This is a genomic window from Streptomyces sp. (genome assembly GCF_036524955.1).
Taxonomy (GTDB): Bacteria; Actinomycetota; Actinomycetes; order Streptomycetales; family Streptomycetaceae; genus Actinacidiphila.
Window position 1 is genome coordinate 1 of record NZ_DATDBG010000075.1, and the last position, 13,434, is coordinate 13,434.

14 protein-coding genes and 1 pseudogene are annotated in these 13,434 nt (G+C 71.5%); 6 read left to right on the top strand and 9 right to left on the bottom strand.

Annotated features, from left to right (window positions below; translation table 11 throughout):
* Nucleotides 1-25: 25 nt before the first annotated feature.
* Together VIW71_RS06315 and VIW71_RS06320 are read right to left on the bottom strand one after the other, a co-directional pair.
* Complete coding sequence (locus VIW71_RS06315; protein WP_414720678.1) at nt 26-1,147, bottom strand: DUF3631 domain-containing protein; 1,122 nt, start codon at nt 1,145-1,147, stop codon at nt 26-28.
* A 305-nt stretch (nt 1,148-1,452) separates the two neighbouring features.
* Nucleotides 1,453-1,659 carry a helix-turn-helix transcriptional regulator gene (locus VIW71_RS06320; RefSeq protein WP_331620989.1) on the bottom strand — a complete coding sequence of 69 codons (207 nt, stop codon included), beginning with the start codon at nt 1,657-1,659 and terminating at the stop codon, nt 1,453-1,455.
* 124 nt (nt 1,660-1,783) lie between these two features.
* Between VIW71_RS06320 and VIW71_RS06325 the strand changes: the two genes are divergently transcribed.
* Nucleotides 1,784-2,284 carry a helix-turn-helix domain-containing protein gene (locus VIW71_RS06325; protein ID WP_331620990.1) on the top strand — a complete coding sequence of 167 codons (501 nt, stop codon included), beginning with the start codon at nt 1,784-1,786 and terminating at the stop codon, nt 2,282-2,284.
* A gap of 19 nt (nt 2,285-2,303) precedes the next feature.
* Complete coding sequence (locus VIW71_RS06330; RefSeq protein WP_331620991.1) at nt 2,304-3,422, top strand: tyrosine-type recombinase/integrase; 1,119 nt, start codon at nt 2,304-2,306, stop codon at nt 3,420-3,422.
* 107 nt (nt 3,423-3,529) lie between these two features.
* Here VIW71_RS06330 and ychF read toward each other — a convergent pair whose 3' ends face one another.
* Nucleotides 3,530-4,618, bottom strand: a complete 1,089-nt coding sequence (ychF, locus tag VIW71_RS06335; protein WP_331620992.1) for a redox-regulated ATPase YchF — start codon at nt 4,616-4,618, stop codon at nt 3,530-3,532.
* A 164-nt stretch (nt 4,619-4,782) separates the two neighbouring features.
* Between ychF and VIW71_RS06340 the strand changes: the two genes are divergently transcribed.
* Nucleotides 4,783-5,364 carry a DUF6542 domain-containing protein gene (locus tag VIW71_RS06340; RefSeq protein ID WP_331620993.1) on the top strand — a complete coding sequence of 194 codons (582 nt, stop codon included), beginning with the start codon at nt 4,783-4,785 and terminating at the stop codon, nt 5,362-5,364.
* Here the strand turns inward: VIW71_RS06340 and ppgK are convergent.
* Both ppgK and VIW71_RS06350 read right to left on the bottom strand, forming a co-directional pair.
* Complete coding sequence (ppgK, locus tag VIW71_RS06345; RefSeq protein WP_331620995.1) at nt 5,285-6,022, bottom strand: polyphosphate--glucose phosphotransferase; 738 nt, start codon at nt 6,020-6,022, stop codon at nt 5,285-5,287. The two genes, VIW71_RS06340 and ppgK, sit on opposite strands and share 80 nt — an antisense overlap.
* Before the next feature lie 161 nt (nt 6,023-6,183).
* Nucleotides 6,184-7,179: a 4-hydroxy-3-methylbut-2-enyl diphosphate reductase gene (locus VIW71_RS06350; protein WP_331621034.1), complete on the bottom strand. Its 996-nt coding sequence runs from the start codon at nt 7,177-7,179 to the stop codon at nt 6,184-6,186.
* Nucleotides 7,180-7,236: 57 nt separating this feature from the next.
* Between VIW71_RS06350 and xseA the strand changes: the two genes are divergently transcribed.
* Together xseA and VIW71_RS06360 are read left to right on the top strand one after the other, a co-directional pair.
* The gene (gene xseA, locus VIW71_RS06355; protein ID WP_331620996.1) at nt 7,237-8,493 is read left to right on the top strand and encodes an exodeoxyribonuclease VII large subunit; all 1,257 of its coding nucleotides are present in this window, start codon (nt 7,237-7,239) and stop codon (nt 8,491-8,493) included.
* Nucleotides 8,494-8,503: 10 nt separating this feature from the next.
* The gene (locus VIW71_RS06360; RefSeq protein ID WP_331620997.1) at nt 8,504-8,794 is read left to right on the top strand and encodes an exodeoxyribonuclease VII small subunit; all 291 of its coding nucleotides are present in this window, start codon (nt 8,504-8,506) and stop codon (nt 8,792-8,794) included.
* A 401-nt stretch (nt 8,795-9,195) separates the two neighbouring features.
* On the opposite strand, the gene VIW71_RS06365 is transcribed toward VIW71_RS06360, so the two are convergent.
* The gene (locus tag VIW71_RS06365) at nt 9,196-9,750 is read right to left on the bottom strand and encodes a DUF4245 domain-containing protein (protein ID WP_331620998.1); all 555 of its coding nucleotides are present in this window, start codon (nt 9,748-9,750) and stop codon (nt 9,196-9,198) included.
* 241 nt (nt 9,751-9,991) lie between these two features.
* Here VIW71_RS06365 and glpX point away from each other — a divergent pair, with 241 nt between their 5' ends.
* Nucleotides 9,992-11,023 (top strand): class II fructose-bisphosphatase, encoded by a 1,032-nt coding sequence (gene glpX, locus VIW71_RS06370; RefSeq protein ID WP_331620999.1) that lies wholly within the window; start codon nt 9,992-9,994, stop codon nt 11,021-11,023.
* A 262-nt stretch (nt 11,024-11,285) separates the two neighbouring features.
* Here glpX and VIW71_RS06375 read toward each other — a convergent pair whose 3' ends face one another.
* From VIW71_RS06375 to VIW71_RS06385, 3 genes and pseudogenes are all read right to left on the bottom strand, one after another.
* Complete coding sequence (locus VIW71_RS06375) at nt 11,286-11,639, bottom strand: WhiB family transcriptional regulator (protein ID WP_414720676.1); 354 nt, start codon at nt 11,637-11,639, stop codon at nt 11,286-11,288.
* Between the two features lie 417 nt (nt 11,640-12,056).
* Nucleotides 12,057-12,776, bottom strand: coding sequence for a DUF1707 SHOCT-like domain-containing protein (locus tag VIW71_RS06380; protein WP_331621000.1), 720 nt, complete (start codon nt 12,774-12,776; stop codon nt 12,057-12,059).
* 80 nt (nt 12,777-12,856) lie between these two features.
* Nucleotides 12,857-13,346, bottom strand: a pseudogene (locus tag VIW71_RS06385) (formylglycine-generating enzyme family protein); the annotation flags it as partial.
* Nucleotides 13,347-13,434: the final 88 nt, after the last annotated feature.

Below are 13,434 nucleotides of genomic sequence, written 5' to 3' on the forward strand. Positions count from 1 at the left end.
GGCAACCGGGGGATGCGGCTCGGGGTCAGCCCGTGAGTGGTGCTGGGCTCGCGCCGGTGGGGTGGACGGCGGGGCAGTAGCGCCGCCACGGGTCGAGGAACTTGCTGCGGGTGTAGCCCTTGCGCTGCGTTCCGTCGGCGATCCGGACGTTGCCCGAGGCCACCCCGTACTCCCGCAGCAGCGACCCCAGGTCGCGGGCGGTCAGACCGGCCCTCCCCCACTCGCCCCAGGGTGCTTCGGGGTCGGAGCGGAGCTCGGCAAGCAGGTCGGTCGTGGTGAGGCTGTCCGGTTCCCGGCGGGCGAAGAAGATCCGGCGCACGTCGGCGAGGATTCGCGCACCACCTGGGCTGTCCTCCTCCGCCTGGAGCTCGGCGGCGACCATGAACTGGCACGCTTCGCGGGCCAGGACGGGCCAGGGACCGTCGGCTAGGTCCGCGACGATGACCAGGGGCTCCCAGGTGTCGGCTGCACGGTCTTCCACCGGAAGGTCGGGCTCCAGGTCGGCCGCCGCGTCCACCAGCGGGCCGGTCCAGGCGGCGATGCGGTCGCGCAAGGCGTGCAGGGCCGGGGTGTCGCGCTTGGAGCGGAAGGGGTGGACGCGCTCGCCCTCGGCGCGGCGGCGCATGCGAATCACCACCGACCGGTCCATGATCGTGTCGGGCAGGTCGCCGATCCCCGCCAGCGCGGCCATGGCGAAGGTGGCGAAGCGGCGCGGTGTGTGGTCGTTGCCGACCACGCGGGTGACGTAGCGGTTGCGCTGGTGACCGGCGTTGAGCAGGCCGCGCAGTTCCTCGTTCTTCTCCGCCACCTTCGGGCTGCCGAAGATGGTGTCCGCCTCGTCGACCAGCAGCGTGGGGGGCTGGTCAGTGATGGACCGGAAGACCGCCGCCGGGGTCGTGTTGACCGTCAGCATCGGCTCGTGGACGGTCTCGGTGAGCACGTCCAGCAGTCGTGACTTCCCGCACCGCTTGGCCGGACCGACTACGGCCAGGCGTGGGGCGTGCTGCCATGCGGGCTGCAGGTGGGTGGCAGCCACCCACAGCGTGGCGGCGTTCAGCGCGTGCTCGGAGGGCAGAATCACGAACCGGGCGATCTGCCCCCGCAGCTCCCCCAGCAGCCGGGAGCCGTCGCCGGTGCCCCAGTTCAGAGGCCGGGCAGGGCGGGCGGGGGACGGTGTGACCGCAGCGCTGTCGCTGTCCCCGCTCGTGGCTGCGGTGCGGGGCGTGTGGGCGCCTGGCTGGCCCGGTATGGCGACCGGTGGCCAGGCCGCCTTCGGGGGTGCGCCATCGGGCGTTGGGGGCGTAACATTCACGATGAACTCCTCCCGGTGAGGCCCTGGGCTGGCAGGCCCGCCTTCACCGTTGTGAATCGATAGGTCGGTTGGTGGGGTGTTCACGAGGCCCTCGGTGTTGGTAGCACCGGGGGTCGTTTCGTTCCTTGCGGCTTCGCGCATCAGGCCCCCAGGGTCCAGTCGTCGCGGCTCGGGCCCTGCTCGGCGAGCTTCTGCTCGAACCGGGCGATTTCGGTCTCGCTGTACAGCACGCGGCGGCCAACCTTCACCCCCTTGGGCCCGTATCCGACGTGCCGCCAGTACCGCACGGTGCTCTCCGCCGTGCGGTAGCGCTCGGCCACCTCGCGGGTGGTCAGGTAGCGATCCATCTCTCCCCTTTGACTAGGTCATTTCTCGTTCCGGAAAATGGTCTCACGGAAAGCGTGATTACGCAAACCGGGAAGTCCATGTTTCAATTGGGAGAGAGCTGGGGGAGTTGGAGGAAGGACGGAGATGGCCGAACGAGCAACCGGCAGCGAGGTGCCGCTGCTGTACAGCGAGGGCAACGCGGCAGCCCGAGTCGCCCTCGAACGCGAGGTCAGAGGGTGGAGCACGACCGAACTGGCCGCCCGGATGACCAAGTCCGGCGTCCCGATGAACCAGACCGCGGTCTGGCGCATCGAGAACGGCAAGCCCCGCCGCAAGATCACCCTGGACGAGGCGCTCGGGTTCTCCCGCGTCTTCGAACTGCCTCTCGAAGAGCTCATGTCGCCGCCGTTGGAAGGCATCGATCTGGAGGGCAGACGCATCGTCCAGGAAGCCGTTGAAGCCTTCTATGAGGCCCGCGACGCCCAGGACCGCCTGCATGAAGCAGTCCTCGCCATCACCGTCTATCTGCAGGCCCACCCGGACGGATTCCACGGGATCCACGAACAGTGCCTCCGCCTCATGGGCGAAGAACGCGACGCCCGCGCCCTCACCGAGTACATCGAAGCGGGCGGCTACTACCACTAACCACAGGAGGAACACCCAGTTGGCGAACATCCAGAAGCGCCCCAACGGCAAATGGCGCGCCCGCTACCGGGACCAAGACGGCAAGGAGCACGCCCGCCACTTCGATCGCAAGGTCGACGCCCAGCGCTGGATCGACGAGGTCACCACCAGCGTCATCACCGGCCAGTACGTCGATCCCCGGTCGGCCAAGAAGCCGTTCAAGGAGTACGCGGAGGAGTGGCGGGCCAGCCAGCCCCACCGCCCCTCCACCGCGAAAGCCGTCGAACAGCACCTGCGCTGCTACGTCTATCCCGTCTGGGAGAAGCGGGCGTTGGGGGCGATCAAGCCCGGTGACGTACAGAGCTGGGTGACGAGCCTGGCGACCACGCACAAACTCGCAGCCAGCACCTCACGGACCGTCTTCAACACCGTGAACGCGATCTTCCGCGCGGCGGTCCGCGACCGCCTGATCCCCGACAACCCATGCAGCGGCACGAAGCTGCCGTCCGTCCCCCGCAAGCGCGTCGTGCCACTGGCGGTCGAGCAGATACGCGACCTCGCCGAGGAGATACCCGCCCGCTACAAGGGTCTGGTGCTGCTGGGCGCCGCCACCGGGCTCCGGCCCGGCGAACTTTTCGGACTCCAGCTCCGGCACATCGATTTGCTCCACGCGACCGTCGCGGTCGAGCAGCAGATCCAGCAGACGGCTAAGCACGGCGTGTACGTCTGCCCGCCCAAGACTGCCCGCTCGCACCGCACCGTCCCGCTGCCGAAGATGGCAGTCGACGCACTGAAGGCACACCTGCGGGACTTCCCCATCGATGGCGCCGAGGGCTGGGTCTTCACCGCACCGCAGGGAGGACCCATCGTCTACACCCACTTCATGGATCACGCCTGGCGGCCCGCCTGCGCCAAGGCCGGCATCCCGAAGGGCACCGGCCCCCACGCCCTGCGTCACCACTACGCCAGCCTGCTCATCAAGCACGGCGAGTCCGTGAAGACCGTCTCCGAGCGCCTCGGCCACACCAACGCGGCCATGACGCTGAACATCTACACCCACCTGTGGCCCGACTCCGAGGAGCGGACCCGGGCCGCCGTCGACAAGGCGTACACGGACAGCCCCGACGAGGGCGACACAACGACGGAGAAGGCGGCGTAGCCACTCCCCCGCGCTGACGACGCGTCAGTGCGCTTGCGGACTCGGTGCGGACCGCTGAGCCCGCCCAACAGCTCCGCCGCAGGTCAGACGGCCTCCCACCCGATCAACTACACGTTGAAGCGGAACTCCACCACGTCCCCGTCCTGCATCACGTAGTCCTTGCCCTCCATGCGGGCCTTGCCCTTGGCGCGGGCTTCGGGGACGGAGCCGGTGGTGACGAGGTCGTCGAAGGAGATGACCTCGGCCTTGATGAAGCCCTTCTGGAAGTCGGTGTGGATGACACCGGCCGCCTCGGGGGCGGTGGCGCCGCGCTTGATGGTCCAGGCGCGGGTTTCCTTGGGGCCGGCGGTGAGGTAGGTCTGCAGGCCCAGGGTTTCGAAGCCGACGCGGGCGAGGGTGGCGAGGCCGGGTTCCTGCTGGCCGACCGACTGGAGGAGTTCAAGGGCTTCGTCGTCGTCCAGCTCGGCGAGGTCCGCTTCGAGTTTGGCGTTGAGGAAGATCGCCTCGGCCGGCGCGACCAGGGCGCGCTGCTCGTTCTTGAAGTCCTCGTCGGTCAGCTCGTCCTCGTCCACGTTGAAGACGTAGAGGAAGGGCTTGGTGGTGAGGAGGTGCAGCTCGTGGAGGAGAACGCCCTGCTCGGTGCCCTTGGTGATGCCGTGGGAGAAGAGGGTGTCGCCGGCCGCGAGGATGGTCTGCGCGGCCTCGGCCGCGGCGAGCACCGCGGCCTTCTCCTTCTGGAGGCGGGCTTCCTTGGTGAGGCGCGGGAGGGCCTTCTCCACCGACTGGAGGTCGGCGAGGATCAGCTCGGTGTTGATGGTCTCGATGTCGTCCTTGGGCGACACCTTGCCGTCGACGTGGACCACGTTCTCGTCCTTGAAGGCCCGGATGACCTGGCAGATCGCGTCGGACTCGCGGATGTTCGCCAGGAACTTGTTGCCCAGGCCCTCGCCCTCCGAGGCCCCCCGGACGATGCCGGCGATGTCCACGAAGTCCACGGTCGCGGGCAGCAGCCGGGCCGAGCCGAAGATGCCGGCCAGCACGGCGAGCCGGGGGTCGGGGACGCCCACCACACCGACGTTGGGCTCGATGGTGGCGAACGGGTAGTTGGCCGCCAGCACGTCGTTCTTGGTCAGGGCGTTGAAGAGCGTCGACTTGCCGACGTTCGGCAGGCCGACGATTCCGATGGTGAGCGACACGTGGCGACTTCCCGTAAACGTGATCAGAAAAAAGGGGGTACGCGGACGGCCCCAGTCTACGGGGCCCCACCTGGCCGACCGACCCCCTCGAACTCAGGACCAAAGGGATGGAAAGGGTGTGTCCTGCCCGCGCGCACCCGGCCTGCCGCGCCTACGTTGGGTAGGTGGACCAACACAGTGCGCGTTCGAGCTCCGGGTCCGGCGGCTTGCCCGCACCGGGCCCCGCCGGGCAGGCGTCCGCCGGGGTCTACCGCGCCCCGCACCCGATGGCCCCGCCCGCCCGCCGGGACGCGGCCGCTGTCGTACGCCGGCTGCGTAGCGCCCGGCGTCCCCGGCCGCGGCTGACCGGGCTCGGCACCGGGCTGCTCACCACCGTGGTGACCGTGCTCGGCGGGGCCGTCGACGCGCTGTTGTTCGACGGCCCCGGGACGTTCTTCGGGGTGGTGTTCGTGGCCGTGAGCATCGCGGGCGCGGTGTCCGTACGCCCGTACGATCTGGTGGCCGCGCCGGTGGCCGCGCCGATCGCGTTCGCCGTGGCGATCACGCTGACCGCGGACAGCGGCAGCGGCGGGCTGGCCGGGCACCTGCTCGGCGTCCTCACCGGGCTGGCGCTGATGACCGGGTGGCTCTACACGGGTACGGTGCTGGCCGCGGCGATCGTGGCGGTCAGAGCGTTGCCGCTCGCATTGCGGCGCCGACGATCCCGGCGTTGTTCTGCAGCTCCGCGGGGACGATCTCCGCGCTGATCCCGTGGATCAGCGGCAGGAACTTCTCCGGCTTGCGGCTGATCCCCCCGCCTATCACGAACAGCTCGGGCGAGAAGAGCATCTCCACGTGCGCCAGATATTTCTGCGGCCGGTGCGCCCAGTGCTCCCAGCTCAGGTCCTCGTCCTCACGCGCCTTGACCGAGGCGCGCTTCTCCGCGTCGTGGCCGCGCAGCTCCAGGTGGCCGAGCTCGGTGTTGGGTATGAGGTGGCCGTCGGTGAACAGCGCGCTGCCGATGCCGGTGCCGAGGGTCAGCACGATGGTCGTACCGCCTCTGCCCCGCCCGGCCCCGAAGGCCATCTCGGCGATCCCGGCGGCGTCCGCGTCGTTGAGGACGACCACCGGCATACCCAGGCGTTCACTGATCAGCTTGCGCGCGTCGAGTCCGATCCAGCCCTTGTCGACGTTGGCGGCGGTGCGGGTGACACCGTCCACCACGACGCCGGGGAAGGTCACTCCGAGCGGGCCGTCCCAGCCGAAGTGCGAGACGACCTCGTGGACGCCGTCGATCACCGCCTGCGGCGTGGCCGGGTGCGGCGTCAGGACCTTGAACCGCTCCTGGGTCAGGGCGCCGCGGTCGAGGTCGACCGGAGCGCCTTTGATGCCCGTACCACCAATATCCACACCGAACACGTTCATGGCCTCCACCGTAGAGGGGTGCGCCGGAGCCCACCCGCCAAAGCCCGCCTCACAGACCCACCGAAGCCGGCCTCACACAGTGAGTCTGCCCCGATCCCGCCGGACACAGCCCATCCGATCATCCGCCCGGAACCCGCCTGACCGAGCTCACCGGGCGACGCTCACCCTCCTGCGGCTTCCGCGGCGGCGAGCTCCGCACGCAGGTCCCTGCGCAGCTCCTTCGGCAGCGAGAACTGGATGGACTCCTGCGCCGACGTCACGACCTCGACGTCCGCGAAGCCGCGCGCGGCCAGCCACTCGAGAACACCCTCGACCAGGATCTCCGGGACGGAGGCGCCGGAGGTGACACCGACCGTACGCACGCCCTCCAGCCAGGCGTCCTGGCACTCCTCGGCGAAGTCGACCAGGTAGGAGGCGCCGGCCCCGGACTGGAGGGCGACCTCCACCAGCCGGATGGAGTTGGAGGAGTTGCGGGAGCCGACGACGATCAGCAGGTCGGCCTCGGCGGCGATCTGCTTGACGGCGACCTGGCGGTTCTGCGTCGCGTAGCAGATGTCGTCGCTGGGCGGGCTGAGGAGCTGCGGGAAACGCTGCTTGAGCGCGTCCACCGTCTCCATCGTCTCGTCGACCGAGAGTGTGGTCTGGGAGAGCCAGACGACCTTGGACTCGTCGCGGACCTGGATGCGGGCGGCGTCCTCCGGGCCGTCGACCAGGTGCATCCGCTCGGGGGCCTCGCCCATCGTGCCGACCACCTCCTCGTGGCCCTCGTGGCCGATGAGCAGGATGTCGTAGTCGTCGTCGGCGAACCGGACGGCTTCCTTGTGCACCTTGGTGACCAGCGGGCACGTCGCGTCGATCGACGCGAGACCGCGCTGGGCGGCCTCCTCGTGGACGACGGGGGCCACGCCGTGGGCGGAGAAGATCACGATGGCGTTCTCGGGCACCTCCTCCGTCTCGTCGACGAAGATCGCGCCCTTCCTCTCCAGGGTCTGGACGACGTACTTGTTGTGGACGATCTCCTTGCGCACGTAGACCGGCGCGCCGTACTGCTCCAGCGCCTTCTCGACGGTGATCACGGCACGGTCCACGCCCGCGCAGTACCCGCGGGGGGCGGCGAGGAGGACGCGACGGGTGGCTTCGGTGGTCATGGCGTCCATCGTACGGGGGCGGTCGGACACCCGGACCTTGACGGTGGGGCGCACTAAGGTGCGGGTATGGCTCTCAACACCTCGGCGGACGCGCCGATCCCGGTCGGCGAGGTGTCGCGCCTGATCGGAGGGTGGATCGACCGGCTCGGGGCGGTGTGGGTGGAGGGACAGATCACCCAGATCTCGCGGCGGCCGGGCGCCGGGGTGGTGTTCCTGACGCTGCGCGACCCCTCGCGCGACGTCTCGCTCACGGTGACCTGTTTCCGCGGCGTGTTCGAGCAGGTGGCGGAGGTGGTCGGCGAGGGCGCGCGGGTCGTGGTGCACGCGAAGCCGGAGTGGTACGCGGCCCGGGGCCAGTTGTCGCTGCGGGCGGCCGAGATCCGGCCGGTGGGGGTGGGCGAACTGCTCGCCCGCCTGGAGCAGTTGAAGAAGACGCTGGCCGCCGAGGGCCTGTTCGCGCTGGACCGCAAGCGCCCGCTGCCGTTCCTGCCGCAGCTCATCGGCCTGGTGACGGGCCGCGCCTCGGCGGCCGAGCGGGACGTACGGGAGAACGCGCGGCTGCGCTGGCCGGCCGTGCGGTTCGAGGTCCGCAACGTCCCCGTGCAGGGCGCCGCCGCCGTCCCCCGGGTGATCGACGCGGTACGGGACCTGGACGGCCACCGCGACGTGGACGTGATCATCGTGGCGCGCGGCGGCGGCAGCGTGGAGGACCTGCTGCCGTTCTCCGACGAGCGGCTGATCCGCGCGGTCGCCGCCTGCACCACTCCGCTGGTCTCGGCGATCGGCCACGAACCGGACTCCCCGCTGCTCGACCTCGTCGCGGACCTGCGCGCCTCCACTCCGACGGACGCCGCGAAACGCGTGGTCCCCGACGTCCGCGAGGAGCTGGCCCGCGTCCAGCTCGTACGGGACCGGGCGCTGCGGGTGATCCGCGGGCTGCTGGACCGGGAGGAGCACGGGCTCCGGGCGGCGCTCAGCCGGCCGTCGATGGCGGCCCCGTACCGCATGATCGACGAACGCGCGGCGGAGATCGAGGACCGGGTGGACCGGGCGCGGCGCTGCCTGAAGCACGCGCTGGACCGGGCGGACGCCGACCTCGCCCACACGCTGGCCCGGGTGGTGGCCCTCTCCCCCGCGGCGACCCTGCGCCGCGGCTACGCGGTCCTCCAGCGGGAGGACGGCTCGGTGGTCCGTGAGCCGGCGCGGGTGCGGGCGGCGGAGCGGCTGCGGGCGCGGGTGGCGGAGGGGGAGTTCGCGGTACGGGTGGAAAGGGGCGGCGCGGACAGGGGCGCGGCGGACGGGGCTGTCCCACCTCCCGCCTAGGCTTGGCCGCATGGCAGCAGCAGACCAGAACACCACGGTGGGTGCCGAGTCGGGCTCCGAGACCCTGGGCGGTTCCGAGGCCCTGGGCTACGAGCAGGCCCGCGACGAACTGATCGACGTCGTCCGCCGCCTGGAGGCCGGGGGCGCGACGCTCGAGGAGTCCCTTGCCCTGTGGGAGCGGGGCGAGGAGCTGGCCAGGGTCTGCCGCCGCTGGCTGGAGGGCGCGCGGGCCCGGCTGGACGCGGCGCTGGCCGCGGAGGACGAACCGCAGGCGACACCGGGGGACGACGAGGAGGGCTGAGCGGCTTTCTACGGGAGTTCGGGGCAGCGGGTCCACCGGCGGGTCCCGGGGTGATCGGTCACGGACGGGGTGATGGCCGGCCGAGGGTGTAGCGACCGGCCGGGGGCCGCCGTCCCGCCTGCGGTCTGCGGTCTGCGGTCTGCGGTGGGCTGCTACCGGCTCGGGGTCGCCGCCAGGCCGCCCGTGGTGACCGCCAGGCCGCCCGTGGTGACCGCCACCTGCCCGGGGTCGCCGCCACGCCGCCTATGGTCCGCAGCCTGCGGCCTGCGGTCTGCGGTGGGCTGCTACCGTCCCGTGGTGGCCGCCGTCCCGCCCGGGGTAGCCGCCGTCCCGCCCGGCGCGGCCGCCACCGGCTCGCATGGGGCGCCACCCCGCCTGCGGTCCGCGGTCCGCGGTGGCCGCTACCGGCCCGTCCCGCCGCGCTCCCGCAGCGCCGCGGCCATGCGCCGGAGCTGCTCGTCCGGGGCGGTGCCGAGGACCACCGTCGTGACGCCCTGCTCCTTGCGGACCAGCGCGGTGTACCGGCCGCCCGCGTACCGCTCCCACACCCGGCCGCCTGCCTCGACCTCGACGTCGCCGTCCCGGTGCGAGTCGAGGGTGACCCGGGTGATGAACGGCTCGGCGGGGCCGTTGCTCTGCTCGACCGCCACGTACTCCTGCTGGGGGTCGACGAAGCCCACGTGCCAGGTGACGTTCTGGGGGTCGGCCGAGCTGTACGCGACAGAGGTGGACCGCCAGTCCGCGCCGAGCCCCTCGGGCCCGGCCACCGGGTACGGCGCGTCGCGCCGCGCCTGGCCCAGCTCCACGGAGTAGGGCACCACCTTCACCGGGTCGGCGTGCGAGTCGTGCGGGATGAACAGATAGATCACGAAGACGACGAAGCCGAGGACCGTCAGCGACAGCGCCAGGTCCCGCACCGTCTTGTTGCCACGTTTGTCTGCTGCCACGCCGTCCATGGTCCCCCATCCCCCGAACCGCCCCGACCCCCGGGGGGCGAAGCGGCGCCGCGCGGGATCGCATGTTCCTTCGTACGGTGAAGTCGTACGGGCACCCGTATGTCCGCCATGTCCGCCGCGGACGCCCCCGCGTGCGCTCATGTGACATGCACCCTGCTCATATTCGCGGGGACCGGATAGGGTCGCATTACCCGCAGCACCCCCTATGTCCCGCCGTCCTCGTACAGAAAGGTGCGCTGCGATGACCGAACAGCACTTGCCTCCCGACCTCGAAGTGAGTCCGGAGGCCCCCGACCGCAACCTCGCCCTGGAGCTGGTCCGGGTCACCGAGGCCGCCGCGATGGCCGCCGGGCGGTGGGTCGGCCGTGGCGACAAGAACGGCGCCGACGGTGCCGCTGTCAAGGCGATGCGAACCCTGGTGCACACCGTTTCCATGAACGGCATCGTCGTCATCGGCGAAGGCGAGAAGGACGAGGCGCCGATGCTCTTCAACGGGGAGCGGGTCGGCGACGGTACGGGGGCGGAGTGCGACGTCGCCGTGGACCCGGTGGACGGTACGACGCTGACCGCGAAGGGCATGCCGAACGCCGTCTCGGTCCTGGCGGTCGCCGACCGCGGCACGATGTACGACCCGTCGGCCGTCTTCTACATGGACAAGCTGGTGGTGGGCCCGGAGGCGGCGGAGTACGTGGACATCACCGCGCCGCCCTCGGTCAACATCCGCCGGGTGGCGAAGGCGAAGGGCAGCGCGCCCGAGGACGTCACGGTGGTCCTCCTCGACCGGCCGCGCCACGACGAACTGGCGCGCGAGATCCGCGAGTGCGGCGCCCGTATCAAGTTCATATCCGACGGCGACGTGGCCGGCGCGATCATGGCGGCCCGGGAGGGAACCGGCGTCGACCTGCTCATGGGCATCGGCGGCACCCCGGAGGGGATCATCGCGGCCTGCGCGATGACCTGCCTGGGCGGCACGATCCAGGGGCGGCTGTGGCCCAAGGACGACGAGGAACGCCGGCGTGCGCTGGACGCGGGGCACGACCTGGACCGCGTCCTCCACACGAACGACCTCGTCAGCGGCGAGAACGTGTTCTTCGTCGCCACGGGTATCACGGACGGCGAACTCCTCCGCGGCGTCCGCTACCGCGCCGAGACGGCCACCACCTCCTCCCTCGTCATGCGCTCCAAATCCGGCACCATCCGCCAGATCGACTCCGTCCACCGCCTGTCGAAACTCCGCGCCTACAGTTCGATCGACTTCGACCGGGCCCGCTGAGCGCTGCGGGCCCACCGCGGGCAGCAGCGTTGCCCGGCTCACCGCGGGCGGGTCGCGGCTCAGGCCGCGGTCGGACCCCGACGCCGAACCCGGATGCGGCTCAACGCACGGTCAGGCGGGGACGCCCCGAGGGGCGAAAGCCGCGGGGACGCTGGGCGGCGCCGCTCAGGGCGCAGGGGGAACACCCGCCCGCGGACCACGGCCTGGGGCCCCGTAATCCCCAGGGTGCGGTCGGCGGGCGGGTAGCAGGCCGTACGTGCGGTCAGCCCGCGGCGGCTATCTGTGCGGCGGGCCGCTGGAGTTCGACCTCGCGGCGGCGCCTGCGGGCCAGCACGACCCGGCGTTCGGCCGCGGTCATACCGCCCCACACTCCGTAGGGCTCCGGCTGGAGCAGAGCGTGCTCGCGGCATTCGAGCATGACCGGGCAACGGGCGCAGACACGTTTGGCCGCTTCCTCCCGGGACAGGCGTGCCGCAGTGGGCTCCTTGGAAGGTGCGAAGAACAGCCCTGCTTCATCGCTGCGGCAGGCGGCCTCCGAGTGCCATGGGCCGCCCAGATCCCGCGGATGGCCGGGCGGGAGGGCGGGGTCCGTGACGGGCTCGATCGGTTGAAGCACGGGAAACTCCTGACGACGGCTCGGCGATTGCCACAATTGCCACGATTTACCCGCCGCCGACCGGCCCCGGGCATGGAGATGCCTGAGCGCCGTGCGGCGGCGTGCTCGAACCCCTACCCGCTGTGCGCGACTTCATGCGCACCGTGTTCACCGCCGGACAGTCCCGCATACCCGCTCCGACCTGCGGATGGCGTGAACACGCAACAACAGTGGCGCACACACGCACCATGTGATCTTCACTGGCCCGCGTTCAGCGGTCCGACGCCGGGCCGCTGACGGGCGTTCAGCGGACGGCGGTTTCCCCGTCACCCGGCGGCCTGGCGGCGCGTCGCCCGGCGGCCCCGGTCGGCCTGGCGGCCGGCCGACACCCGCCGACGCCCACCGCTCCGGCTCCCGTTCACGGCCCGGTACGCACGCTCACCCGTCGAGCGGCTTCTTCGTCCAGTCCTTGACCTTCTTACCGCGCTTGGCCTTCGCCTCCACGCCGCCCCAGAACGCGAATCCCTCGATCCGGACCACCGGCGCGCCGGGCTCCGGCGCCTCGAACGCCTTGATGTCCGAGCCGCCCATGATGCCGACCACCCCGCCACCGCGCAGCGTGACGTTCTCCGGCAGCCGGATGCTCACGCCGCCCATGATCGCGGTGCAGTGGATGACCAGCTCCGGTGCGGTGAAGGTCGCTTCGGACAGGTCGATCTCGACGCCGCCCATGATCGCGACCGCGGTGATCCGGCTGCCCACCCGCCAGCGGCCCTTGCGTTCGGCGCCGCCGAGGATGCCGATCAGGTTGGGGTTCTCGCCGGTGGGGTCGACGGCGTAGCCGCGTGCGGCGGCGGGTCCGGGCGCCGGGCCGGCCGTACGGCCCGCCGGCAGGTCCCGGACCAGTGGCTCCAGTTCGCCGAGCGTCTTGGCGGCGTAGACCTTGTCGATCCGCTCGGAGTGCTCGTCCGTGTCCAGCCGGCCCTCGGCGAGCGCGTCGCGCAGGATGTCGGCGATCCGGTCCCGGTCCGCGTCCGAGGCGCGCAGCTCCGCGTCCGGCACGACGGGCGCCGCCGGGCTCGCCGGAGCGGGCGGGCTCACCGGGGCGGGCTGCTGTGCCGGCTGCTGCGCGCGCTTCTGGAGCTGCGATTCGTCCACGCCGCCCACCGTACACAAACGCGATAGATCGCGACTACCCCGAGAGGCTCCGAAAGCCCCCTAGGGGGGCGCGCGGGCAGCGCCGATGCCGCGCCCCGGAAGCCGATGTTGCCCGTCGAGCTGTCCGGCGTGTTGGAGCTGCGCGCACCGACGCGGTACCGGTTGCAGTACGACTCGTGGCACATGTGTGAACCGCCGCGCACCACCCGGGCCGCACCGGGCGGCCCGGCCGGGACCTGCCGCGGCCCGTCGCGGTGGAAGCCCGCGCTGAACCAGTCCGCGCACCACTCCCACACGTTCCCGACAGTGTTGAACAGGCCGAAGCCATTCGGGGCGTACGACGTGACCGGCGCCGTGCCGCGGTACCGGCCGGTGTTCACGGAAGACCCCCTGCCAGATGTTGAGCATCTCCCGCCCGCCCGGCGCGAGTTCGTCACCCCACGGGTAGCGCCGCTGTTCCAGGCCGCCCCGGGCGGCGTACTCCCACTCCGCCTCGGTCGGCAGCCGGGTACCGGACCAGGCGCAGTAGGCCTGCGCGTCGTTCCAGGAGACGTGCACCACCGGGTGGTTCAGGAAGTGCCCGCCGGGCAGGTCGACCAGGTCCCGGACGGACCGCCGCCCGGCCGCCGAGACCGGCGGCCGGGCGAGGACCGGCGGG